22 protein-coding genes are annotated in these 23138 nt (G+C 50.8%); 15 read left to right on the top strand and 7 right to left on the bottom strand.

From position 1 onward, the window contains the following. The first annotated feature begins 5 nt into the window (after window positions 1-5). From ispC to GQ52_RS00060, 11 genes are all read left to right on the top strand, one after another. Window positions 6-1214, top strand: coding sequence for a 1-deoxy-D-xylulose-5-phosphate reductoisomerase (ispC, locus tag GQ52_RS00110; protein WP_047514014.1), 1209 nt, complete (start codon window positions 6-8; stop codon window positions 1212-1214). Further along, window positions 1211-2572, top strand: coding sequence for an RIP metalloprotease RseP (rseP, locus tag GQ52_RS00105; RefSeq protein WP_047514011.1), 1362 nt, complete (start codon window positions 1211-1213; stop codon window positions 2570-2572). The genes ispC and rseP overlap by 4 nt, the downstream gene beginning before the upstream one ends. Window positions 2573-2634: 62 nt before the next feature. Beyond that, the gene (gene bamA, locus GQ52_RS00100) at window positions 2635-4905 is read left to right on the top strand and encodes an outer membrane protein assembly factor BamA (protein WP_019881877.1); all 2271 of its coding nucleotides are present in this window, start codon (window positions 2635-2637) and stop codon (window positions 4903-4905) included. A 52-nt stretch (window positions 4906-4957) separates the two neighbouring features. Further along, the gene (locus GQ52_RS00095; RefSeq protein WP_024929810.1) at window positions 4958-5455 is read left to right on the top strand and encodes an OmpH family outer membrane protein; all 498 of its coding nucleotides are present in this window, start codon (window positions 4958-4960) and stop codon (window positions 5453-5455) included. Between the two features lie 46 nt (window positions 5456-5501). Beyond that, window positions 5502-6560 (top strand): UDP-3-O-(3-hydroxymyristoyl)glucosamine N-acyltransferase, encoded by a 1059-nt coding sequence (lpxD, locus tag GQ52_RS00090; RefSeq protein WP_047514007.1) that lies wholly within the window; start codon window positions 5502-5504, stop codon window positions 6558-6560. A gap of 8 nt (window positions 6561-6568) precedes the next feature. Then, the gene (gene fabZ / locus GQ52_RS00085; RefSeq protein ID WP_019881880.1) at window positions 6569-7033 is read left to right on the top strand and encodes a 3-hydroxyacyl-ACP dehydratase FabZ; all 465 of its coding nucleotides are present in this window, start codon (window positions 6569-6571) and stop codon (window positions 7031-7033) included. A 43-nt stretch (window positions 7034-7076) separates the two neighbouring features. Further along, a complete protein-coding gene (gene lpxA / locus GQ52_RS00080) occupies window positions 7077-7856 on the top strand; it encodes an acyl-ACP--UDP-N-acetylglucosamine O-acyltransferase (protein ID WP_019881882.1) in 780 nt (259 codons plus the stop codon). Between the two features lie 12 nt (window positions 7857-7868). Further along, on the top strand, window positions 7869-9032 hold the full coding sequence (gene lpxB, locus GQ52_RS00075; RefSeq protein WP_019881884.1) for a lipid-A-disaccharide synthase: 1164 nt from the start codon (window positions 7869-7871) through the stop codon (window positions 9030-9032). Continuing rightward, the gene (gene rnhB, locus GQ52_RS00070; protein ID WP_047514004.1) at window positions 9032-9613 is read left to right on the top strand and encodes a ribonuclease HII; all 582 of its coding nucleotides are present in this window, start codon (window positions 9032-9034) and stop codon (window positions 9611-9613) included. The genes lpxB and rnhB overlap by 1 nt, the downstream gene beginning before the upstream one ends. A gap of 242 nt (window positions 9614-9855) precedes the next feature. Next, window positions 9856-10083 carry a response regulator transcription factor gene (locus GQ52_RS00065; RefSeq protein WP_019881886.1) on the top strand — a complete coding sequence of 76 codons (228 nt, stop codon included), beginning with the start codon at window positions 9856-9858 and terminating at the stop codon, window positions 10081-10083. A 126-nt stretch (window positions 10084-10209) separates the two neighbouring features. Further along, window positions 10210-12318 carry a hypothetical protein gene (locus GQ52_RS00060; protein WP_047514001.1) on the top strand — a complete coding sequence of 703 codons (2109 nt, stop codon included), beginning with the start codon at window positions 10210-10212 and terminating at the stop codon, window positions 12316-12318. Window positions 12319-12430: 112 nt separating this feature from the next. On the opposite strand, the gene fdxA is transcribed toward GQ52_RS00060, so the two are convergent. The 7 genes from fdxA to GQ52_RS00025 all read right to left on the bottom strand — a co-directional run bounded on the left by fdxA (window position 12431) and on the right by GQ52_RS00025 (window position 19128). Beyond that, on the bottom strand, window positions 12431-12754 hold the full coding sequence (gene fdxA, locus GQ52_RS00055) for a ferredoxin FdxA (RefSeq protein ID WP_019881888.1): 324 nt from the start codon (window positions 12752-12754) through the stop codon (window positions 12431-12433). Between the two features lie 117 nt (window positions 12755-12871). Further along, a complete protein-coding gene (gene cysN, locus GQ52_RS00050; RefSeq protein ID WP_051089055.1) occupies window positions 12872-14152 on the bottom strand; it encodes a sulfate adenylyltransferase subunit CysN in 1281 nt (426 codons plus the stop codon). 47 nt (window positions 14153-14199) lie between these two features. Continuing rightward, window positions 14200-15123, bottom strand: coding sequence for a sulfate adenylyltransferase subunit CysD (cysD, locus tag GQ52_RS00045; protein WP_047513996.1), 924 nt, complete (start codon window positions 15121-15123; stop codon window positions 14200-14202). 156 nt (window positions 15124-15279) lie between these two features. After that, window positions 15280-16038 carry a phosphoadenylyl-sulfate reductase gene (locus GQ52_RS00040; RefSeq protein WP_200884035.1) on the bottom strand — a complete coding sequence of 253 codons (759 nt, stop codon included), beginning with the start codon at window positions 16036-16038 and terminating at the stop codon, window positions 15280-15282. Next, on the bottom strand, window positions 16035-16652 hold the full coding sequence (locus GQ52_RS00035; RefSeq protein WP_047513991.1) for a DUF934 domain-containing protein: 618 nt from the start codon (window positions 16650-16652) through the stop codon (window positions 16035-16037). The genes GQ52_RS00040 and GQ52_RS00035 overlap by 4 nt, the downstream gene beginning before the upstream one ends. Then, a complete protein-coding gene (locus GQ52_RS00030; RefSeq protein WP_047513988.1) occupies window positions 16652-18316 on the bottom strand; it encodes a nitrite/sulfite reductase in 1665 nt (554 codons plus the stop codon). Before GQ52_RS00030 ends, GQ52_RS00035 begins: the two co-directional genes overlap by 1 nt. 41 nt (window positions 18317-18357) lie before the next feature. Then, a complete protein-coding gene (locus GQ52_RS00025) occupies window positions 18358-19128 on the bottom strand; it encodes a sulfite exporter TauE/SafE family protein (protein ID WP_019881894.1) in 771 nt (256 codons plus the stop codon). A 109-nt stretch (window positions 19129-19237) separates the two neighbouring features. On the opposite strand from GQ52_RS00025, the gene GQ52_RS00020 reads away from it, so the two are divergent. The 4 genes from GQ52_RS00020 to GQ52_RS00005 form a co-directional block, all read left to right on the top strand. Then, window positions 19238-20164, top strand: a complete 927-nt coding sequence (locus GQ52_RS00020; RefSeq protein ID WP_019881895.1) for a CysB family HTH-type transcriptional regulator — start codon at window positions 19238-19240, stop codon at window positions 20162-20164. 117 nt (window positions 20165-20281) lie between these two features. Then, window positions 20282-20779 (top strand): DUF302 domain-containing protein, encoded by a 498-nt coding sequence (locus GQ52_RS00015; protein ID WP_235273404.1) that lies wholly within the window; start codon window positions 20282-20284, stop codon window positions 20777-20779. Window positions 20780-20981: 202 nt separating this feature from the next. Continuing rightward, a complete protein-coding gene (locus GQ52_RS00010) occupies window positions 20982-22475 on the top strand; it encodes a helicase HerA-like C-terminal domain-containing protein (RefSeq protein WP_024929821.1) in 1494 nt (497 codons plus the stop codon). Window positions 22476-22526: 51 nt separating this feature from the next. Beyond that, window positions 22527-23138: formate--tetrahydrofolate ligase (locus GQ52_RS00005; protein ID WP_047513979.1), on the top strand; the 612-nt coding region annotated here is incomplete at its 3' end.

Here is a 23138-nt window from a genome sequence, read left to right as displayed (position 1 = left end):
TTATTTTGCAATACGTCACCATACTCGGCAGCACCGGCACCATCGGTCAGCAGACACTGGATGTGATTTCACAACATCCTGGCCGCTATGGCGTGTTTGCGCTTACGGCCCATAGCAATGTGGAGGCCATGCTGCAGCAATGTGTGCAATATCAGCCGCGTTATGCCGTGATGCAGGATGCCGAAGCCGCCCGTTTGTTACAGCAACGAGTGCAGGCCGAGCAGCTCAACATAGAAGTGTTGGCCGGGGTAGAAGGCCTGACAGCAGTGGCTGCACATGCCGAGGTGGGCGTTGTGATGGCGGCGATTGTCGGTGCCGCAGGCTTGTTGCCTGCGCTAGCCGCGGCGAAAGCAGGCAAAAAGATTTTGCTGGCGAATAAAGAAACCCTGGTGATGGCAGGCCAATTGTTTATGGATGCGGTCAAACAAGGGCAAGCCACCTTGTTGCCGATTGATAGCGAGCATAATGCCATCTTTCAGGTCATGCCAAGGCAAGCTTACAGCGACTTGCGTGATGTCGGCGTTAACCAGATTATCCTTACGGCATCCGGTGGCCCTTTCCGTGGCTACACGCAGGCACAGTTGCAGGAAGTGACACCTGCCTTGGCACTCAAACATCCGAATTGGGTGATGGGGGCAAAAATCACCGTAGATTCATCTACGCTCATGAACAAAGGGCTGGAAGTGATTGAGGCGCACTGGCTGTTTGATGCGCGTCCCGAGCAGATCGAAGTCGTGGTGCATCCGCAAAGTGTGATTCACTCCATGGTGTCTTATGTCGATGGCAGCATTCTGGCGCAATTGGGTAACCCTGATATGCGCACGCCGATTGCCTATGGTCTGGCATACCCTGAGCGCATTGCCTCCGGTGTGAAACCGCTGAGTTTGATTGAAGTGGCCAAGCTGGAGTTTGAGGCGCCTGATACCGAGCGTTTTCCATGTCTGCGATTAGCCTATGACGCATTGGCCGCAGGCGGCACGGCGCCCGCTATCCTCAACGCGGCCAACGAAGTGGCGGTGGCTGCCTTCTTGCGTGAGCAGATTCAATATCTGGACATTCCACGTTTGCTGGAAATGACTTTGCAGCATCTGCCTCCTGATCATGTGCAGTCTATCGAGCAATTGCTGGCCATTGATGCAGAAGCCAGAGCATTTGTGACACAAGCGATTGCTAATATGACCATCGCCCCGGTGCGCAAGGCCGTCAGCGTATGACCTCCATCTGGGCGTTTATCGTTGCCATTGGTGTGTTGGTCACCATTCATGAATTTGGCCATTACCTGGCAGCACGCAGCTGTGGCGTGCGAGTGCTTAAATTTTCTATTGGCTTTGGCAAGCCTATCTTCAAATATCAGGCACATGCGCAAGCTACCGAGTGGGTTTTGTCGTGGATTCCGTTGGGCGGCTACGTCAAAATGCTGGATAGTCGCGAGGCGGATGTGGCGCCTGCGCCTGGCACTGACTGGTCGCAAGCGTTTGACAAGCAGTCGATCGCCGCGAAAATGTGGATCGTATTTGCTGGCCCGTTAGCCAACCTTTTGCTGGCATTTGTGTGCTATTGGGGCTTGATTGCCCAGGGGGAAATTGGACTCAAACCCTATATTGGCCCGGTAGAACAGGGCTCATTAGCGGCAGTTGCCAAGTTGCGCCAAGGCGACCTCATCGTTGCGCTGGATGGTAAGCCAGTCGCCACCTGGCAGGAGGCACAATGGCAGTTGCTGGAAAGCTGGATGGTGCATAAGCCGGTGGCGGTAGTCACCAGAACGCCACAAGGTGAAGTGCATCAGCAGGTATTGCCGCTGAACCAGCTAGCTGGCGAGCCGGATGGTGACGTGATGCAAAAAGCCGGGCTAGCAGCATTAATGCCAGTGGTGCCGGCGGTGATTGGCGACATTATGGCAGGCTCAGTTGCCGAGCAGAGTGGCTTGCAAGCAGGTGATCGTATCCTCAAAGTCAATCAGAAACCTATTGCAGACTGGCAGCAATTTGTAAAATTAGTGCGCGCCAGCCCTGCACAGCCGTTGAAAGTCGAGTATCAGCGTGGGGATAGCCTGCTGCAGGTGAAATTGTTACCCGAGGCTATACAGCAAGGCGGGCAAAGAATCGGCCGCTTGGGGGCTGCCGTTAATATGGATGCCGTTGATTTAACGCCTTATCAGGTGATTCGCCAGTACAGTGCCTCACAAGCAGCCATACGCGCATTGGATAAAATGCAGGAAACCATCGCATTTACCTTGAAAATGCTGGGCAAAATGGTCACCGGCCAGGCGTCACTCAAAGCCATTAGCGGGCCGGTGAGCATTGCCGATGCCGCGGGCGAGTCTGCCGGGATGGGGCTCAAGCCCTATATAGGATTTATTGCTTTACTGAGTATCAGTATTGCCGTCATGAATCTGCTACCGATTCCAGTATTGGATGGCGGTCATTTGTTGTATCATATGGCGGAATTGATACGAGGAGAACCATTACCTGACAAGGTGTTGGCGATTGGGCAGCGTCTGGGTTTAGGTATTTTAGGGGCATTGATGGTGATTGCATTTTTTAATGACATCAATCGTTACCTGATAGGTTGAAAGCATAGTTAATGAGAATAAAATCCAGTTCCAAATTGTGGTTGTGTTTATTGGCGGGGGTGATGCACGTCAGCGCGTATGCCGCAGAGCCTTTTGTGATTACCGATATCCGTGTCGAAGGCCTGCAACGTACTGAACCAGGGACCGTATTTAATTACCTACCCATGCAGGTAGGTGATGTCATGAGTGACGAAAAAGCCGCGCAGGCGATTAAATCCCTGTATGCAACTGGTTTTTTTAAAGATGTGCGTATTGAAAATGAAGGCGATGTACTGGTCGTGACCGTGCAGGAGCGTCCTTCTGTCACGCAAATTGACTTTAGTGGTAATAAATCCTTCCAGACAGACAAAATCAAGGACGGCCTGAAGCAAATTGGTATCGCAGAAGGCCAGATTTTCGATAAATCCCAACTTGACAGAGCCGAGCAGGAAATCAAGCGCCAATACCTGTCACAAGGTAAATACAGCGCGGAAGTAAAAGCAACGGCAAGTCCATTAGAGCGTAACCGTGTGGCGATTCGCTTTGAAATTACCGAAGGTCCGGCTGCCAAGATCCGTGACATCAATATTGTTGGTAACCATTTATTTAAGACCGAAGATCTGCGTGCCAACTTTCTGCTGACCACGCCGAACTGGATGAGCTGGTGGAATAAAGATGACCAGTATTCCAAGCAAAAACTGACGGCTGACCTGGAAGCTTTACGCTCGTTTTACATGAACCAGGGCTATCTGGAGTTTTCGATTGATTCGACACAAGTGTCAATCTCGCCTGATAAACGCGATGTGTATATCAATATCAACCTCACAGAAGGTGAAAAATACAATATCAGCAAGACCAAACTGGCTGGCGATATGTTGCTGCCGGAAGAGGACTTGCGCAAGCTGATCAATATCCAGGATGGCGAAGTATTTAGCCGCCAGAAGGTGACGGATGCCAGCAAGAACATGAATGACAAGCTGGGTGAAGAGGGTTACGCCTTTGCTAACGTGAACGCGGTGCCTGAAATCAACAAGCTGGAGCATACGGTTGCGTTTACTTTCTTCGTTGACCCAGGCCGCAAAGTGTATGTGCGACGGATTAACGTACAAGGTAACACCCGTACGCGCGATGCTGTGGTTCGCCGCGAAATGCGTCAATTGGAGTCGGCCTGGTATGCTGGCGATAAGATCAAACGTTCTAAAGAGCGTATTCAGCGCTTGAACTTCTTTGATACGGTTGAGCTGGAAACGCCGGGCGTTCCAGGCATCAATGATCAGGTGGACATGAATGTGACCGTGGCCGAAAAAGCCACCGGTAGCGTGCAGTTTGGTGCCGGTTTATCCAGTAGTGATGGTGTGGTGCTTGGTTTTAACATTAACCAGCCTAACTTCCTGGGCACTGGTAATCGCGTGGCCTTGCAAGTGAATACCAGCAGCTACAATACGGTTTATTCACTGTCTTATACTGACCCTTATTACACGCCAGATGGTATCAGCCGTGGCTTCGATATTTATCGCCGTGACGTCGATACCAGCCGCAGAAACTCCAGTACATTGAATGTGGGTACTTATAACAGCCAGTCTTACGGGGTTGGTGTACGTTTTGGTATGCCAATGTCCGAAATGGACTTTATCAGTGCCGGTTTGACGCTGGACTTTACCGATGTTGAGCTGTCTGCCAGCAGCCCAATTCAATACCTGAACTTCTGCGGTAATAACAATGGTTGTAGCAGTAACTCCATCGTGTTTAACGCAGGCTGGACGTATGACTCGCGTGACAATATCCTGTTCCCGCGTCGTGGTGTGCTGCAACGTCTGTCCGGGGATGTGTCTATTCCAGGGTTGGATTTGCAATATTACAAAGTCAGCTATCAACATAGTTGGTACAAAGACTTAGGTAAAGACTTCACGCTGATGCTGAACGGTGAAGCTGGTTATGCTGACAGTTATGGCGGCAAGAATTATCCGTTCTTCAAGAACTTCTATGCCGGCGGCGTGAACAGCGTACGCGGCTTCCTGAACTCCTCCTTGGGTCCGCGTCAAATCAACCCAAGCACAGGTTCAGACTTTGCCGTGGGTGGTACCAAGCGCTTCGTTGGTAACGTTGAGTTGTTTATGCCGGTGCCATTTGTGTCGCAATCCAACCAGTTCAGGCTGAGTGCATTTGTCGATGGCGGTGGTGTCTATGGTAAAGATGATTCAATTAACTCTGAATACTTGAGATTCTCGACCGGTGTGGGCGTGACCTGGGTGTCTCCATTCGGTCCATTGAAGCTGGTGCTGGCCAAACCGTTGAACGATAAGAGTGGTGATGACACACAAATGTTGCAATTCCAGTTCGGTCAGCAATTCTAATGTTTGAACAGCATCAGGTTGTGACAAGGCAGGCTCGGAAGGGAGTGATCGCATGAGAAGGATTCTGGTAGGGTTGCTGGGCCTCTTGCTGTGCTGCGGCCAGGCGATGGCTGCTGATTTCAAGGTTGGCTATGTACAGGTAGATAAACTGTTGCAGGAAGCACCGCAAACAGCTGAAACTGGCAAAAAGCTGGAAAAAGAGTTTAGCCCGCGCTCACTGGAGCTGGATAAGCTGCAAAAGCAAATACGCGACCTGGAATCCCAGTTGGATCATGACCGGGCCAATATCGTTGAGTCTGACCGCCGTCAAAAAGAGCGACAGTTAAATAACCTGCGTCTTGAATTTCAGAGCAAGCAACGCGAATTACGTGAAGATATTAACCTGCGCAAGAATGAAGAACTGGCTTTATTGCAGGAGCGTATTAACAAGGCGGTGCAAACGGTTTCCGAAAGCGAAGGCTATGACCTGGTCGCTTACAGCGGCGTGGCATATGCCAGCAAACGTATCGATATTACAGATAAAGTCCTTAAATTGCTGGGTAAAAAATAACCAGCGATCATCGTTCTCAAGTTATTCTCAAGGGTAGTACTTCACTATGGCGCAACACTTTACATTACAAGAGATTGTTGCGTCTCTGGGTGGACAGGTTGATATCGGCACGCATACTGATGCAGCAACGTTAAAGGTGTCTCGCCTGGCCTCTCTGGCGCAAGCGCAGTCTGGTGCGATTGCATTTTTTAATGACACCAAATACACACAATCATTGCAAGCCACGCAAGCAGCGGCGGTGATCCTGCGGCCAGAGCATCGTCACTTGACGATGTTGCCATGTATTCTCACTGATAATCCATATGCATACTTTGCCAAGCTGTCCGCATTGATGAATCCGCCGCGGCAGTATGTGAGTCACGTGCATGCCAGCGCCGCGATTGGTTTTGATACCCATTTGCCGTCAGAGTTGACGGTAGATGCCATGGTTAGCATCGGCGATCGCGTGAAGTTAGGGCGTGATGTGCGCATTGGCGCCGGTTGCGTGATTGAAGATGATGTCACCATTGGTGCACATACCGTGCTCGAACCGCGTGTTGTCGTCAAACATGGCACTGTTATTGGTAGCCATTGCCATTTGTTTTCCGGCTGCGTCATTGGTAATGATGGTTTTGGTTATGCGGAAGAGCAGGGCCAATGGGTTAAAATACCGCAAATTGGCCGCGTGGTCATCGGCGATCATGTCGATATCGGTGCTAATACGACGGTGGATCGTGGTGCACTGGATGATACGGTGATCGAAGACGGTGTGAAGTTGGACAATTTGATACAGGTCGCCCATAATGTTCGTATTGGCGCGCATACTGTGATTGCGGGCTGCGTTGGTATTGCGGGTAGTGCCGTGATCGGCGCACATTGCAAAATTGGCGGGGCGGCCATGATACTGGGTCATTTGCACATCGTTGATGGTGTGACCATCTCACCCGGCTCCATGATTATGCGCTCGATACAGCAGGTCGGCACTTATACGGCGCTGATGCCATTTCAGAAGCATGAAGACTGGCTACGGACGGCCGCAAACATCCGCCATTTGGAACAACACAACCTCAAGCTCAAGCAGCTTGAGCAAGCAATAAGCAACATACAAAAACATTCGGAAGATTGAGAGAATTTATGGCTGAAAACACAATGAATAGCATGGATATTCATGAGATTTTGGAACACCTGCCGCACCGCTATCCATTTGTGCTGGTTGACCGTGTATTGTCGATGGAGCTGGGTAAAGAGATTACTGCTGTTAAAAACGTTTCGGTCAACGAACCATACTTTCCGGGGCATTTTCCATACCATCCAGTGATGCCAGGCGTGTTGATTGTTGAAGCCATGGCGCAAGCCGCTGCTTTGCTTTCTTTTAAAACAATGGGCACCAAGCCTACCAGTGACTCTGTGTACTATTTTGCAGGTATTGATAGTGCTCGCTTTAAAAAGCCGGTTTCCCCTGGAGATCAGATTATTTTGAACGTCAAAATTGATCGTATCTTAAAAGGTATTTGGAAATATAGCGCCGTTGCCAAAGTTGGTGACGAAGTGGTCGCTGAAGCCAATATGATGTGTATCCTGAAAGCCATTGAAAAATAACCATAGATGCGCCTGCCCTTAAAGGCGGGCCATACACGTAAACATGCAAAGCCTGATTCATCCTACCGCATTGATTGACCCTAAAGCTGAGCTGGATAGCTCAGTAGAGGTGGGTCCCTATACCACGATTGGTGCGGGTGTCCGCATTGATGCAGGCACCAAGATTGCCGGGCATGTGGTGATTGAAGGGCCCACCACCATCGGCAAACATAATGAAATTTTCCAGTTTTCTTCACTGGGCGCGAAGCCTCAGGATAAGAAATTCAAAGACGAGCCAACCTTGCTGGAAATTGGTGACCATAACACCATCCGTGAGTTTTGTACCTTTAACCGTGGCACGGTACAGGACAAAGGCACCACCAAAGTTGGCAGCCATAACTGGATTATGGCCTATGTGCACATCGCCCATGATTGTATCGTCGGTAACCATACTATTTTGGCTAATAACTCATCGCTGGCCGGGCACGTGACCATTTACGATCACGCGATATTGGGTGGCTTCACGCTGATTCACCAGTTCTGCCAGATCGGCGAACATATTATTACTGCGGTCGGTTCAGTGGTGTTTAAAGACATTCCGCCTTACGTGACTGCCGCTGGATATGATGCCGCGCCGCATGGTATCAATGCAGAAGGCCTCAAGCGTCGTGGCTTCAGTGCTGAGAGCATTCAGCAAATCAAACGCGCCTATAAGGTGCTATACCGTCAGGGGCTGTCATTTGAAGAGGCCAAGATTGCGTTGGCCGAGATGGAAAAATCCTGCCCTGAAATCGGCCTCATGACTCGATTTCTCGCGCAAACAACGCGCGGCATTGTACGTTAATTCAAAGAAACTATGGCTAAGATTGCAATGGTGGCGGGAGAGGCCTCCGGAGACTTGCTGGGCTATCACCTCATTCAGGAGCTGAAATCACTGCATCCTGACGTTGAGATTTTTGGCATTGCTGGTCCTAAAATGATGGGCCTGGGCGCCAAATCATTATTTCCGATAGAACGCCTGTCAGTACGTGGTTATCTCGAGGTGCTCAGACATCTGTGGGGCTTGTTAAAGCTGCGCAAGCAGTTGTACAAGCATATCCTGAAAGAACGGCCGGATGTGTTTATTGGCATTGATGCGCCGGACTTCAATTTCTGGTTAGAGCGTAAGCTCAAAGCCAAAGGCATCGCGACCATCCATTACGTCAGCCCTTCGATCTGGGCCTGGCGGCAAAACCGCATCCATAAAATCAAACGCGCTGTTTCACACATGCTGGCGCTGTTCCCATTTGAGCCTGCGCTGTATCAGCAGGTTGGTGTGCCTGTGACGTATATCGGCCACCCTTTGGCAGATGCTTTGCCTATGGAGCCGGATGTTGGCCAGGCCAGGGAAAAGCTCAAATTGAAGAAAAACCACGTGGTGATTGCCATGTTGCCAGGCAGTCGCCAGTCTGAGGTGAATTTTCATGCCGAGTTATTGCTGGAAACCGCCATTGTGTTTGATCGCTTGATGCGTGAGAACGGGCAGCAGGTTCAGTTTCTGGTGCCGCTGGTGACGCGTGAAACACGTGACATTTTTACCAGTGCCTGGCACCAGCTATTAACGCAAAAACCTGATACTGCCATAGACCTGCAAATTATGTTTGGCCATGCGCATGATGCGATGACCGCGGCAGATGCCGTGTTGGTGGCTTCAGGCACGGCCACGCTGGAGGCGGCTTTGCTGAAAAAGCCTATGGTGATCACCTACAAAATGTCTAATATGAGCTGGCAGTTGCTTAAACGCATGCGCTTGCAGCCTTATGTTGGCCTGCCCAATATTTTGGCTGGCGAATTTATTGTGCCTGAGTTGTTGCAAAAAGAAGCGACGCCAGAAGGTGTCGCACAGACACTCTACAATTTACTGGCAGATAAAACCGGTCTCGCTGTGTTGCAGGAAAAATACCGCCATATTCATGCACAACTCAAACAAAACAGTGCGCAGAAAGCCGCCGCTGTCGTCAAACAGTTTTTACAGGCTTGATGTTGATGCAAGGACTTTGTGGCATTGATGAAGCTGGTAGGGGGCCGTTGGCCGGTGCGGTGTACGCGGCGGCGGTGATTCTCGACCCGGAACGGCCGATTGCTGGCCTGGCAGACTCAAAAAAACTGTCTGAAGCCAAGCGTGATTTGCTGGCCGTTGAGATTAAGGCGCATGCACTGGCATGGGGCATTGCCAGCGTCAGTGCGCAGGAAATTGATGAGATCAATATTCTGCAAGCCAGCCTGCTGGCCATGCAGCGCGCCTATCAGGCGATGGTGGCGCAGTTCGGGGTGCATGCAACACTCATTCAGGTTGACGGTAATCGCAGCCCGAAATTTGAGTTACCTTGTGAAGCGATTGTCAAAGGCGATAGTAAAGTCGCTGAAATTTCTGCCGCCTCTATCCTTGCTAAAACGGCCAGGGATGCTTCCTTGCTGGTGCTGGATGCCCAATATCCACAATACGGTTTTGCGCAGCATAAGGGTTATCCCACCGCCTTGCATCTGGCGCGTTTGGCACAACATGGCATCACGCCGGAACATAGGCGTAGCTACGGCCCGGTTAAAAAACTCCTAGTGTAACTTGGGCGGGTTTGCCCAGGCTCCTGCATCAACTTACTCACGCGCTTGTTCTGGCGTATTCTCGTCCGTAATCCAGTGTTTAAACTTCTCTGGCGATGATCGCGCGCGTTGTGCGAGCACGCTCTTTATGCCCATTGACTTTTAAATGTTAATAAAAGTTAATAATATTATGTTATTGTATTTATCAGCATCATATTTTGAGTGTGGATATATTACTTTAACCTGATTGAGAGAGCCTGATTATGTATGACAATCCATTGACACCGGCGCTATCTGATTTAATGAAAGCCTGCCAGAAATTTAAAACCACAGAATCCAAGGTGTTGGCCGTCCATTTAAACAAGTCACCGGCCACCGTGCGCACCGAGTTTCAGCGCGCCATGGCACTGATGAACGTCAACTCACGCTATGCAGCACTTAAAACTGCTGAGGAAAATGGTTGGCTGGAAGTGTCGTCAAAAAAGCATTAAATCATATCAATTGCATCTATTTTCTTAGAAAATGTATGCAATTGCAGTATGGTCTTCTTTCGTTCAGTTGCGTAATTTGAATGCTTCAAATGTATTCAATCATAACCTGACTGAGGATGAAGCACCATGCAAAATCAACCATTTAAACGCCACGTCGTTTCCGCTGAACTAAGCAAATTGCGGAGTCATTTTCAAACCCTGATTGTAGGCAATGCTAATTACTTTGGTCATTTGCCGGGCGCTGGCTTTCCCAAAGCGGTGCAAAAAATACAAGGCAATACCCACTATGAGAATCTGGGTTGTCTGGGATTGCAGCCGCAATTTAACCTACTCAAAGCCATTGTTTATATCAACCAGGACAGTGGTTACTCAGGCAGTTTGTGTTCGGCAGGCTCACAAGAATATGTCAGGTTTTATTTATCATTTGACGATGGGTCCACCTGGGTTGATCAGGGGCTGACCAGTTTAAATGTCCATGATGTGAAGCATGAAGGTCGCTTGGAGTATGCGGTAGAGATGCCGGTGGATATCAAGCGCTATTCATGCAAAAAAGCAAATCAGCTCCTGGCACGCGCCATTTTGTCCTGGGGGGTTGCGCCGCCTGCCAATACCCCACATTACACACCAGTGTGGGGCAATGTGGTGAATGCACATATCCTGGCCCAGCCGGTACAAAGCCTGCTGCTTAAAGATGTGATTGATAGTGCAATCTTGAAAGACGTGAGTGAATTGATCGATCTGGATCTGAAAATTCCCACCGCCGTATTGCCTGTCAATTATGTTGCCCTGGAGCAAAGCTATCAAGAAGCGCAGTTAGCCCCACATCGGTTGGCTTATCCTTTAGTGCAAACATTGATGGCGCAGCCTGCCCAACTCAGTGCTTTGCAGGCGCAGGTAAAACACTCGTTTGGTCCGCTGAAGTTTGACTGGTCTAAAGTCGTAGAGAGCATTGCCAATACCGATGGCAATATCGACTTTGAAGAGCTTAATTGTATTGGCCTGCAACCCAGAGCAACGCTGGACCATTTGGTTGGCGTGTTGAAAATCAAGAAATCACAGGGCTATTCAGGCAACTTGTGTACCAAGGGCAGCCAGGAGTATGTGCGTTTTTACCTCGATTTTGGCGCGGGCTGGCAAGACATGGGCCTCACTTCGGTGCAGGTGCATGATATCAATAGCTTGCCCAAAGATGGCTTTAACTATGCGGTGTTTCTACCTGTCGATTTGAGTCAGTATAAAAAACCCTGCAAGCAGGGGCCTGTTTACGCCAAAATGCGCGCGATCCTTTCCTGGAGCTCACCGCCACCCGCCAACACGCCAGACTATAAGCCTGTGTGGGGCAATACTGAAAACACCACCGTCATGTTAACACCGGGCATGATTGACCAAAGCTGGAAGCCGGCCCCGATGATTACTGCGGTTTGTGGGCAAAGTATTGCCGACATTCATCCGACGACGGGGACATTGACCAACGCCGCATTCAGCGATGCACCGTTTGGCAACAGTCTCTGGATTAGCGGCCATATTGGCAATGCCCCAGATGCGAGTAGTGGGGTAGCCAAGCTCAAGTACCGCTTGAACTACAGCACGGATGGCATCACCTTTAAACCGGTTGCTAACACATTCAAACTGGCGTTGGAGCAGTTAAGTGGCGGTACCTGGACCTTCCCCGCACCCGTCACGCAAGCACCGCTGGCAGATGGCTATATTGAGTACCAGGAGGACTTGGTTGCGCCGCTACAGACCTTTGTCAATCTGGATATTCTGGGCGTTTTGCACACGGCAGGCGATGCCAGCCCTTACCGCTGGCTGCAGATGGAAGTCGTGGATCCTTTAAATCCGGCGACCACTTATTTATCGAATACGATTAAGGTTCGGGTGGATAACGCCGCCCCGACCGCCAGCATTACCATGGATCAAGGACCTTGTTCTGATATTAAAGTCGGTGATGCCATTACCGGCAGTTATAGCGCGGCAGACGATTTTCTGGGGAGCGTTTCGATTGCGATTCTTGGTAATCCGGGTGGCGTGTTAACCAAAACACCCGTTGTGCTCACATCAAGCAATGAGTCTGGTACCTGGCGTTTAGAAACCACCGGCATGACCAAGTGTGGTTACGTCGTGCAGTTGACCAGTTCGGATCGCGCCCTGATTGGCTACGCCAGTGGTACCGCATATTACACGGGGGGAGGGCATCAATTCCAGCCAACAGCCATTGGTTTCTGCTTAAGGTAACCCTCCCTCATTGACGATAATTGTCTGGCCTTCTCTTTTTTTGGGGCCAGGCAATCAAACAAAAAGCCGCTCAATGAGCGGCTTTTACCTGTTTGGCTTGAATGCTAACGGCTTATTCAATCAGCTGAGCTGTTTTGCCTGCTTTACCATTCATGGCATCTGCATCTGGCAGCGGCTCTTTACGTGCCGTAATTGTTGGCCAAACGGTAGAGAGGCGCGCATTGAGTTCAATAAAGTGCTGCTGGTCTGCTGGCACGTCATCTTCAGAGAAAATGGCTTCTGCCGGGCACTCAGCGACGCACAGGGTGCAGTCAATGCACTCATCCGGGTTAATCGCCAGGAAGTTCGGGCCTTCAACAAAGCAATCTACCGGGCAAACATCTACGCAGTCGGTATATTTGCACTGAATACAATTTTCGGTTACTACATAAGTCATGTTTTAAATCCTTTGCCGGCTATTTCAGCCAAAACGATATTTTATTGCAATTTAGCCAACTTGACGATGTGTTGGCTTGTCTTTCCTCACCCTAGTAGTGGGTTAGGCAGTGGTGGATTAGACAATCATGCCAGCGCCAACGGTGTTGTTGCTGCTTTCGTCAATAATAATAAAGGCACCTGTGGCGCGGTTTTTGTCGTAGCTGTCGACCATCAGTGGCTGTGCCAGTTTAAAGCTGACACGGGCGATATCATTCATTTTGAGATCTGTCGCGGTTTGTTGCTCCAAAGTGTTCACATCTACCTTGTATTGAATACTGCCAATTTTGGCTTTAGATTCACGTGTGGTATGACGCACGATGTAAGTACGGGCAGGAGACAGCGGTGTCTCAGACAGCCAGCATACATGCGCTTCAATTTGTTTGACGGCTTCTGTGGTTTCGCTGGTTTTAACGATCATGTCGCCGCGTGAGGTGTCAATTTCGTCTTCCAGCAACAGGGTGATGCTTTGCTCAGTTTGTGCACTTTGCAGTTGCTCATTACCCAGTTGAATGGCTTTTACTTTTGATTGGTAACCGTTTGGCAACACAGTCACGGCATCACCGACGGTAATCGCGCCAGATTCGACGCGGCCCATAAAGCCACGGAAGTCATGCAATTCCGGATTGGCAGAATCATGCGGACGGCAGACAAACTGCACCGGAAAACGGAAGGCTTCGTTCTGTTCGCTATGTGCCGCTGGCGCCGCTTCCAGAATGTCGATCAAAGTCTCACCCTGGTACCAGTTCATATTGTCCAAACGGTCTACCAGCATGTCGCCATTGAGGGCAGACATAGGCATGAACTTGATATCGCGCGCCTGTGCCAGGCCAATTTCGGTGGCAAAAGCAATGTAGTCTGCCTTGATTTTTTCATAGACGGCCTGGTCGTAATTTACCAGGTCCATTTTGTTCACGGCAACGACGATATGTGGAATACCCACCAGGTGTGCCAGGTAGCTGTGGCGACGCGTTTGCGTCAGCACGCCTTTACGCGCATCAATCAGGATAATCGCCAGATTAGCCGTAGACGCAGCAGTCACCATGTTGCGTGTATATTGTTCATGACCAGGTGCATCGGCAATGATGTATTTACGCGTGCCGGTACTGAAATAGCGATAAGCAACGTCGATGGTGATGCCTTGCTCACGCTCGGCTTGCAGGCCATCTGTCAGCAGGGACAGGTCGACCGCTTCCATGCCGCGCTTTTGTGAAGTGCGTTCAATATTGTTCAGCGTGTCTGCCAGAATGGTTTTGGTGTCGTATAGCAGACGGCCGATCAGCGTGCTTTTGCCATCATCGACAGAGCCGCAGGTCATAAAACGGAGTAATGAATCGTTGTGTGTCGTCATGATTGTCATGTCTTTATTAAGCCACAGAGAACACGCAGGTCACTCTGTGGCAGAAATTAAAAGTAACCTTCTTTTTTGCGCTGTTCCATCGATGCATCCGACGTCTGGTCATCCAGACGGGTTGCGCCGCGCTCGGTAATGGTGGTGGTCGCTGTTTCCAGTACAATCTTGCTGACGTTATCAGCATCTGAAATCACTGGCGCCGTGCAGGTGATATCACCCACCGTGCGGAAGCGCACCTGCATATTGATCACTTCTTCACCGGCTTTAGGCTGATTAATGAAGTCGCCATTAGATAGCGGCACATTAATTGGGAAAATGGCGCCATGGCGCATGACGATATCGCGCTGGTGTGCAAAGTAAATACTAGGTAATTCCAGTTTTTCACGTTCGATATATTGCCAAACGTCCATCTCGGTCCAGTTAGAGATCGGGAAGGCGCGGATGTTTTCACCCTTGTGCACGCGAGCGTTATACAGGTTCCACAGTTCCGGACGCTGGTTTTTCGGATCCCATTGGCCGAATTCATCACGGAAACTCATGATACGTTCTTTGGCGCGGGCTTTTTCTTCATCCCTGCGGGCGCCGCCAATGCAGCAGTCAAAACCGAACTCTTCAATCGCTTCGAGCAAGGTCACCGACTGGTGTTTATTACGTGGCTCATCTGCTGATTTCAGTACCACGGTACCGCGTTTCATGGAGTCTTCCACTGAACGCACAATCAGGCGCTCGCCTAATTCTGCCGCGCGCTGGTCACGGAAGTTAACCACCTCCTGGTAGTTGTGCCCGGTGTCGATATGCAACAACGGGAACGGAAAGCGGCCAGGACGGAATGCTTTTTCAGCCAGGCGCAAAATGCACAGCGAATCTTTACCGCCGGAAAACAGCAATACCGGGTTGGCGCACTGACCTGCAACTTCACGCAGAATATGAATGGCTTCTGCTTCCAGCCAGTCGAGATGAGATAAAGGTTGTTTCATTGTCATCTTTAAAAAACCAATCAAATTTTTAAACCGCCGATAAACACAGAGTGATGCCGATGAGGCCTTGGTCATTTTTACAGCACTAAATGACCTGAGGCACAAAAGAAATATTTTTCTTTTGATCGGCGTTCATCCGCGTTTATCGACGGATCACTATTTCTTTACGTGTAATCCACATTCTTTGCTGTCGGGATTTTCCCACCACCAGCGTCCAGCACGGATATCTTCACCCATGGCGACGGCGCGCGTACACGGCGCACAACCAATGCTTGGGTAAAATTGCTCATGCAGGGCGTTATAAGGGACTTCAAACAGGCGAATGTAGGCCCAGACTTCTTTTTCTGTCCAGTCACTCAGCGGATTGAATTTTTCCAGTTTGTTGCCTGCGTCAAACTCGCGTACAGGCAAGCTGGCACGGGTCGCCGCCTGTTCGGCACGCATGCCGGTAATCCAGGCCTGCTTATTCGCTAGCGCACGTTGCAATGGCTCTACTTTGCGCATATGGCAGCAAGCTTTACGCAGCTCTATGCTTTCGTAGAAGGCATTGATGCCTTGCGTACGCACATAACTTTCCACAGCTTCGTGTTTGGGGAAGAACACCAGCGGTTTGATCACGTAGGTTTGCTCAACCTCACCCATCAGCGTATAGGTTTCAGCAGGCAGGCGACCGGTGTCCAGTGAGAATATCTCTATGGGCAGGTTTTCCTTGCTGATCAGATCAGTCAAGACCATGTCTTCAGCACCATAGCTGTTGGCAAAGGTGATCGCAGGAAATTCGGCCGCTGCAGATTGCAGCAAGGCCAATGCTTGCGCACGCTTGGTGTGGACGCTGGCAATCAGCGCATCTGTCAGCTGTGGACGGATGGCCGGGTTGTTGGCGGCCGGTTTGAGCATGCTGACGCCGAAACTCATGCGCGGCTGATCCTGCGCCATACCGGCACATCTGCCACACCGCCTTGGTAAGGCTGGCTAAAGTCATTCAGGCTGGCCAGCGCATCTTCCGCTGAGCGGTCGGCACGAATCAGGAAGCTGTTGAAACCGGCGCGTTTGTGGAAAAACAATTGGTCACGTAATACGTCACCAATCGCGCGCAGTTCATTTTTAAAGCCGAAGCGGGTACGCAGCCAGTTGCCCAGGGTAAAAATACGGCCATCTGCAAAACGCTCTACAAACACTGCAATCAGGGGCAGGGTGTTGAGGTCGGCAAATTCTGCCTGCAAAGCTTCGGCGGTTTCATTGGTCGCCAGAATAATGCCCAGTTCGCCAGTTGCCAGACGCGATTGCAACTCTGCTTTACGTGCTTGCCAGATGGTCAGTGGTACCAGAATCTTGCCTGTGGCAGGGATTTCGGTGTTGGCAATTTGCTCAGCAGTGTAGGTTTGCTCGCCTGTCAGTTTGAACAGCACCACTTTACCGGCCTGTTTACGCACAGACTCTTCACCGGCTGCAGGCGGCACCACGCGGGTCCAGGTATCGGCTACGATGCTGGCTTGGCCATTAGCGGCCAATTGAATCAGTTGACTCATTATGCGGTTTCCTTTTCAGCGTAGACATGGGCTTTGAATGGCGCGACGCCCAGGCGACGCACGGTATCAATAAAACGCTCTTCGTCCTGGCGCTCGCGTACATAGACCTCAATCAGGCGCTGTACCACGCCCGGCATTTCTTCTGCCGAGAATGAAGGGCCAATTACGCTGCCGATGCTGGCGTCATTGCCTTGTTTGCCACCAACGGTTACCTGATACCACTCGGAACCATCTTTATCGACGCCGAGAATACCGATATGGCCGACGTGATGATGGCCGCAAGCGTTCATGCAGCCTGAAATATTGAGTTCAAGGTCACCGATTTCATGCAGGTAATCCAGGTTGTCGAATTGCATTTGAATCGCTTCGGCAATCGGGATCGACTTGGCGTTGGCCAGGCTGCAGAAGTCGCCGCCCGGGCAGCAGATAATATCTGTCAACAAACCAATATTAGGCGTTGCCAAACCGGCTGCATGGGCTTTTTGCCATACAGCAAACAGGTCAGACAATTGCACATCGGCCAGAATCAGGTTTTGCTCGTGCGAGGAACGCAATTCGCCAAAGCTGTAGGCATCTGCCAGGTCTGCGACCACATGCATTTGCTCGCTGGTGATATCACCAGGCGCTTTGCCGTGTGGCTTAAGTGACAGCGTGACTGCACGGTAACCAGGCACACGGTGCGGTTGTACGCAACGCTTTACCCAGGCCGCAAAGGCCGGGTTGCTGGCCACTGCCGCGTCGAAAGAAGCATCGTGCGCAGGCAAGTCCTTGTATGGCATCGGTTCAAAATACTTGGCAACGCGATCCAGTTCGTTTTGGGTGATGGTCAATGGGCCATCTTTAAAGTGCGCCCATTCTTCTTCTACCTGGCGCTTGAACTCTTCAATGCCTAGGGCTTTGACTAAAATCTTGATACGCGCTTTGTACGCATTGTCGCGACGGCCATGAATGTTATAAACGCGAATAACCGCTTCGCAGTAGGACAGCACGTGTTGCCATTCCAGATGCTCGCGAATCACGGTGCCCAGAATCGGTGTACGACCCAAACCGCCGCCTACCCAGACTTTAATCGCCATCTGGCCTTGATCGTCTTTGTAGAACTCCAGGCCGATATCGTGCGCTTGCACAATTGCGCGGTCTTTTTCTGTGCCTGACACCGCAATTTTAAATTTGCGTGGCAGCAATGCGAATTCAGGGTGGAAGGTGCTCCATTGGCGCATGATCTCGGCCACGGCACGTGGATCAATAATTTCGTCCGGCGCAATACCCGCAAACTGGTCAGTGGTGATGTTGCGGATGCAGTTGCCAGACGTTTGAATGGCGTGCATTTCAACCGTCGCCAGCTCGGCCAGAATGTCTGGCGTGTCTTCCAGTTTAGGCCAGTTTAATTGCAGGTTCTGACGCGTACTGAAGTGGCCGTAGCCACGGTCGTACTGCTTGGTAATATCACCAAGCTTGCGCAATTGCTTGCTCGATATCAGGCCGTAAGGCACGGCGATACGCAACATGGGCGCATGGCGCTGAATATACAGGCCGTTTTGCAAGCGCAGCGGGCGATATTCTTCATCCGTTAACTCGCCAGCCAGATAGCGGCGCGTTTGGTCGCGGTATTGGGCGACGCGTTCGTTGACAATTTGTTGATCTATAGGGTCGTATTTGTACATGCTTGAGTCACTTTGTTCGCAAAAAGCGAAGAGGCAATATTTTAATGGAAAATCAGCTTAAAGCCTACAAAAATCAATATCATAGCCAGCGCAATGCGTACCCAGTGCTCTGCCACGCGTGAACTCAAGTGGCTGCCGAGATAGATGCCAGGAATGGAGCCTATCAGCAAAGTGCCCAGCAAGTGATAGTCTATGGTGCCCAAAGAGGCATGACCGAGGCCTGCGACCAGGGTCAGCGGCACGGCATGTGCAATATCACTCCCGACAATGGTGGTGATTTTTTCTTTAGGATAAAGCAGAATCAGCGCGGTGACGCCCAGCGCGCCAGCACCAACCGAAGTCAGCGTGACCAGTGCGCCAAGCACCGTGCCCAGTACGACGGTCGCACCTGGCACGTAGCGTGCTGGAATCCACTCCTCTTTTGCGACCAGAGACATCAGCTTGTTGCGCAATAGCACGGCGACTGACGTCACAATCAGGGCCACGCCTAGCCAGAATTTGATGGTAGACACGACATTGCCTGATTGCAGATCCATACTATGCAGAGCCCATAAGGTCAGCATGGAGGCGGGGACGCTGCCCGTGGCCAGACGTTTTACGATTACCCAGTCAATGTTGCCAAGTTTGCCATGGGCAAAAATGCCAACGGACTTGGTGATGGAGGCGTAAAGTAAATCTGTGCCTACGGCCACAGCCGGTTTGATGTTGTAAATCAATAGCAGGATAGGCGTCATTAACGAGCCGCCACCTACACCGGTGAGTCCAACCAAAAAGCCAACCACAAAACCTGCCAGTATGTATCCGAATTCCATGAGGAGTATCTTGTAAAACTATAAACCGCGGAATAGTATCAAGTTTTTAATGATTGATTTAATAATCAGATGTTCTATGATATAGCATTTGGTTATATGAGGTCGGGTGATGAAATTCCACCAGTTGCGCTATGTGCATGAAGTTGTGCGGCAGCAATTAAACATTTCTGCGGCATCTGAAGTATTGCACACCTCACAGCCTGGTGTCAGCAAGCAGATTCAGCTGTTAGAAGAAGAGCTGGGCTTGCAGATTTTTCAGCGCAATGGCAAACGTCTGATCGGTGTTACCGAGCCAGGCCGTAAAATCGTTGAGTTGTCAGCGCGTGTCATGCTGGATATGCAAAATATCAAGCGGGTCGGCGATGAATATAGCCGTGAAGATAGTGGTGAACTGACTATTGCCACCACCCACACGCAGGCGCGTTACCGCTTGCCGTCTGCGGTTAAGCAGTTTATTGCGCAGTATCCCAATGTGAAATTGACCATCCACCAGGGTAACCCGGCGCAAGTGACCGAGCTGGTTGCTTCCGGTGAGGCTGATGTCGGCATTGCGACAGAAAATATTAGTAACGATGAGCGTTTGTCCTGCTTGTCCTGCTATGAGTGGAACCGTTGCCTGGTCGTGCCGCCACAGCATCCGCTGCTGGCCAAAGCGGTGCTGACGCTAAAAGACCTGGCCGATTATCCTTTAATTACCTATGACTTTGCCTTCACGGGCGGCACGTTGGTGTCTAAGGTGTTTCACGACGCTGGCTTGCAGCCGAATGTCGTGTTTACTGCGATTGATGCCGACGTGATTAAAACGTACGTCAACCTGGGCTTGGGCATTGGCCTGATCGCCAATATGGCATATGAAGAAACGCGTGACGCGCCACTCAAAAGCCTGGATTGCAGCCATCTGTTCCCGAATAGCACGACTTATCTGGGGGTGCGCCGTGATGCTTTCCTGCGTGATTACATGTTGAATTTCATTACCATGTTGTCGCCGCAATATGACAAGCGCACCGTGCAGCGTGCATTTCATCAGGACTTGTGATCGTAGTCACACCGATGTGCATGGTGGCATGCTGTAATGCCTTTATCTGTGTGAAACATTAAGAGGTTGCTCATGCGTTTATCCATATTGAAGGTATTGTGTTGCCTGGGTTTGATCATGAGCTTGCCAGCCTGTGCCGCACCGGCGCATGTGCGTGTCATTGGCCATGGCATGCCGGATGTAGACCTGGATAACGCGATTTATGAAGTGCCGGTCAAGGCCGGTGTGACTTATCAGGATTTAATCGATAGCCTGAAATCCATTTCGGAAGGCATGAATTTCGTCAATCCGGCCAATTTCCCGATTGGTGAGCATATGAAGCTTCGTGGCCAGGATCCGCAAGGCGTGAAAGAAGTACGCACTTTTTGTAATTTAAGTATGGGCACAGAGATTATTCTCGATCATCCTGAGTTTCTGGTGTTTGCACCTTGCCGCCTGGCTATTTACGAAAAAGCGGACGCCAGCGGCAAACGCCAGCTATACCTTGGTCTGGACCGGCCCACGCATGATTTAAAAAATATCAAACAGCCGACTGCTAGGGCACAAGCCTCGGCACAGCAGCTTGAAGATGCCTTGATCGAACTGATGGAAAAAGCCCGTCGCGGGGATTTTTAGTATTCATTATAAAGACATTTTTTAGCCACAGAGGACACGGAGAAAATGACTACCGCTGTAGCGCACCAATAGCTTTTCTCTGTGCACTCTGTGGCTAAAGATTTTTTTAAACGATTTCGCGCTTCCGGCAAAACAACAATCTTCCCCTTTTTAGAGCCATCCCCTATACTCAACTTAACTTTCATTGTTAAGAGTACATTCCATGGTGCAACCTATGCTCATCGCAAAAAATAATGATGTCGACAGCGTCATGCTGCCAAAAATGGCTAACCGTCATGGCCTGATTGCCGGTGCAACCGGTACTGGTAAAACGGTGACCTTGCAAAGCCTGGCTGAGCAGTTTTCACGCATCGGTGTGCCGGTATTCATGGCAGACGTCAAAGGTGACTTGTCTGGCATGAGCCAGGTCGGTGGCGGCAATGCCAAGGTCGAAGCGCGCGTGCAGCAATTGGGGCTGACTGACTATACCAATAAAGCCTATCCAGCAATGTTCTGGGATATGTTCGGTGAAAAAGGCCATCCGGTACGCACCACTTTAAGTGAAATGGGCCCACTTTTATTGGCCCGCATGCTGAACCTGAATGATGTGCAGGGCGGTGTATTGAATGCGATTTTCAAGATCGCCGATGACAATGGCATGCTGTTGCTCGATATGAAAGACCTGCGTGCGATGGCGCAGCATTGTGCTGAAAATTCAGCCACTTACCAGACGCAATACGGCAATATTTCCACGGCCAGCGTCGGCGCCATCCAGCGTGCCTTGCTGCAATTGGAAACCGAGGGCGGTGATGTCCTGTTTGGTGAGCCGGCCTTGAACCTGGAAGACATGATGCAAACCGATGCCAAAGGATTAGGGTTTATCAATATCCTGGCAGCGGATAAATTGCTGAATTCGCCACGCGTCTATGCGACATTATTGCTGTGGATATTGTCGGAGTTGTTTGAAAAGTTGCCTGAAGTCGGCGATATGGAAAAACCAAAACTGGTATTTTTCTTTGATGAGGCGCACCTGTTATTTAACGACGCGCCCGCCATTCTGATGCAAAAGATTGAACAAGTGGTGCGTCTGGTGCGTTCCAAAGGTGTTGGGGTGTATTTTGTGTCGCAAAACCCGTTGGATATTCCAGATGTCGTGTTGGGCCAATTAGGTAACCGCGTGCAGCACGCGCTGCGTGCGTTTACGCCGCGCGACCAGAAAGCCGTGCAAGTAGCGGCGCAAACCTTCCGCGCTAATCCCAAATTAAACGTGGCGACTGCGATTACCGAGTTGGGGGTGGGCGAGGCGCTGGTTTCTTTCCTTGATGAAAAAGGCGCGCCGACCCCGGTTGAACGTGTGTTTGTCTGTCCACCAGAAAGCCGGGTGGGTCCTGCCACGGACGCGGAGCGCAAGCAGGTGATGGCGCAATCGCTGGTCGCTGGCGTATACGATAAGCTGGTCGATCGCGAATCGGCTTACGAAATTCTCAAACAACGTGCAGATCAGGCAGCATCAGCCACGCAGGCACAAACGCAAAAAGAGGAAGAGGGCTCTGGGTTTGACCTCGGTGGCATTTTAGGCGGTAAAACCAGTCGCTCGGATTCGGTGCTGGAGTCTGCCGCTAAATCTGCCGCGAGAGCGATTGGCTCGCAATTGGGTCGTGCCATTATCCGCGGTGTGTTGGGCTCGATTCTTGGGGGTAGTAAGACCAAGCGTTAGCCATGGCGTTGATCATCAGCTTTGATAAGTGAATAAAGTCAGGAACCCTGCATGTTAAGTGATATCGACATCGCCCAGGCCGCGACGCTGGAACCGATTGTGGCGGTGGCTGGCAAGTTAGGATTGTTGGCCGACGATTTGCATGCATATGGCCAGCATATGGCCAAACTGACGCAAGCCACGGTGAATCGGCTGCATGCCCAGCCAGCCAAAGCCAAGCTGATTCTAGTGACGGCGATCAATCCGACGCCTGCCGGAGAGGGTAAAACCACCACGACTGTTGGCCTCACCGATGCCTTGAATCAGGCCGGTTATCACGCGCTTGCTTGCTTGCGTGAGCCTTCGCTAGGACCGGTGTTTGGCATGAAGGGCGGGGCGACCGGCGGCGGTTATGCGCAGGTGGTGCCGATGGAGAATATCAACCTGCATTTTACTGGCGACTTTCACGCCATCAGTGCCGCCAATAACCTGCTGGCAGCGCTGATTGATAATCATATTTACCATGGCAATGCATTGGGTTTCGATCAGGTAAGCTGGCGCCGTTGCATGGACATGAACGACCGCGCCTTGCGCCGAATCACGCTGGAAAATACCGTGCATACCGGCTTTGATATTACGGTCGCCAGTGAAGTGATGGCTATTTTTTGCCTGGCGACCGACTTG

The sequence above is a fragment of the Methylophilus sp. Q8 genome, assembly GCF_000800115.1.
Classification (GTDB): domain Bacteria; phylum Pseudomonadota; class Gammaproteobacteria; order Burkholderiales; family Methylophilaceae; genus Methylophilus.
Note: the sequence above shows the minus strand (reverse complement) of the source record. Positions and strands in the feature narration are given on the sequence as shown.

Bases quoted from the DNA above. Each gene is read 5' to 3' on its own strand.
- rseP (WP_047514011.1), top strand. From the start codon at position 1,211: ATGACCTCCATCTGGGCGTTTATCGTTGCCATTGGTGTGTTGGTCACC.
- bamA (WP_019881877.1), top strand. From the start codon at position 2,635: ATGCACGTCAGCGCGTATGCCGCAGAGCCTTTTGTGATTACCGATATC.
- GQ52_RS00095 (WP_024929810.1), top strand. From the start codon at position 4,958: ATGAGAAGGATTCTGGTAGGGTTGCTGGGCCTCTTGCTGTGCTGCGGC.
- lpxD (WP_047514007.1), top strand. From the start codon at position 5,502: ATGGCGCAACACTTTACATTACAAGAGATTGTTGCGTCTCTGGGTGGA.
- fabZ (WP_019881880.1), top strand. From the start codon at position 6,569: ATGGCTGAAAACACAATGAATAGCATGGATATTCATGAGATTTTGGAA.
- lpxA (WP_019881882.1), top strand. From the start codon at position 7,077: ATGCAAAGCCTGATTCATCCTACCGCATTGATTGACCCTAAAGCTGAG.
- lpxB (WP_019881884.1), top strand. From the start codon at position 7,869: ATGGCTAAGATTGCAATGGTGGCGGGAGAGGCCTCCGGAGACTTGCTG.
- rnhB (WP_047514004.1), top strand. From the start codon at position 9,032: ATGTTGATGCAAGGACTTTGTGGCATTGATGAAGCTGGTAGGGGGCCG.
- GQ52_RS00065 (WP_019881886.1), top strand. From the start codon at position 9,856: ATGTATGACAATCCATTGACACCGGCGCTATCTGATTTAATGAAAGCC.
- GQ52_RS00060 (WP_047514001.1), top strand. From the start codon at position 10,210: ATGCAAAATCAACCATTTAAACGCCACGTCGTTTCCGCTGAACTAAGC.
- fdxA (WP_019881888.1), bottom strand. From the start codon at position 12,754: ATGACTTATGTAGTAACCGAAAATTGTATTCAGTGCAAATATACCGAC.
- cysN (WP_051089055.1), bottom strand. From the start codon at position 14,152: ATGACAATCATGACGACACACAACGATTCATTACTCCGTTTTATGACC.
- cysD (WP_047513996.1), bottom strand. From the start codon at position 15,123: ATGAAACAACCTTTATCTCATCTCGACTGGCTGGAAGCAGAAGCCATT.
- GQ52_RS00040 (WP_200884035.1), bottom strand. From the start codon at position 16,038: ATGAGTTTCGGCGTCAGCATGCTCAAACCGGCCGCCAACAACCCGGCC.
- GQ52_RS00035 (WP_047513991.1), bottom strand. From the start codon at position 16,652: ATGAGTCAACTGATTCAATTGGCCGCTAATGGCCAAGCCAGCATCGTA.
- GQ52_RS00030 (WP_047513988.1), bottom strand. From the start codon at position 18,316: ATGTACAAATACGACCCTATAGATCAACAAATTGTCAACGAACGCGTC.
- GQ52_RS00025 (WP_019881894.1), bottom strand. From the start codon at position 19,128: ATGGAATTCGGATACATACTGGCAGGTTTTGTGGTTGGCTTTTTGGTT.
- GQ52_RS00020 (WP_019881895.1), top strand. From the start codon at position 19,238: ATGAAATTCCACCAGTTGCGCTATGTGCATGAAGTTGTGCGGCAGCAA.
- GQ52_RS00015 (WP_235273404.1), top strand. From the start codon at position 20,282: ATGAGCTTGCCAGCCTGTGCCGCACCGGCGCATGTGCGTGTCATTGGC.
- GQ52_RS00010 (WP_024929821.1), top strand. From the start codon at position 20,982: ATGGTGCAACCTATGCTCATCGCAAAAAATAATGATGTCGACAGCGTC.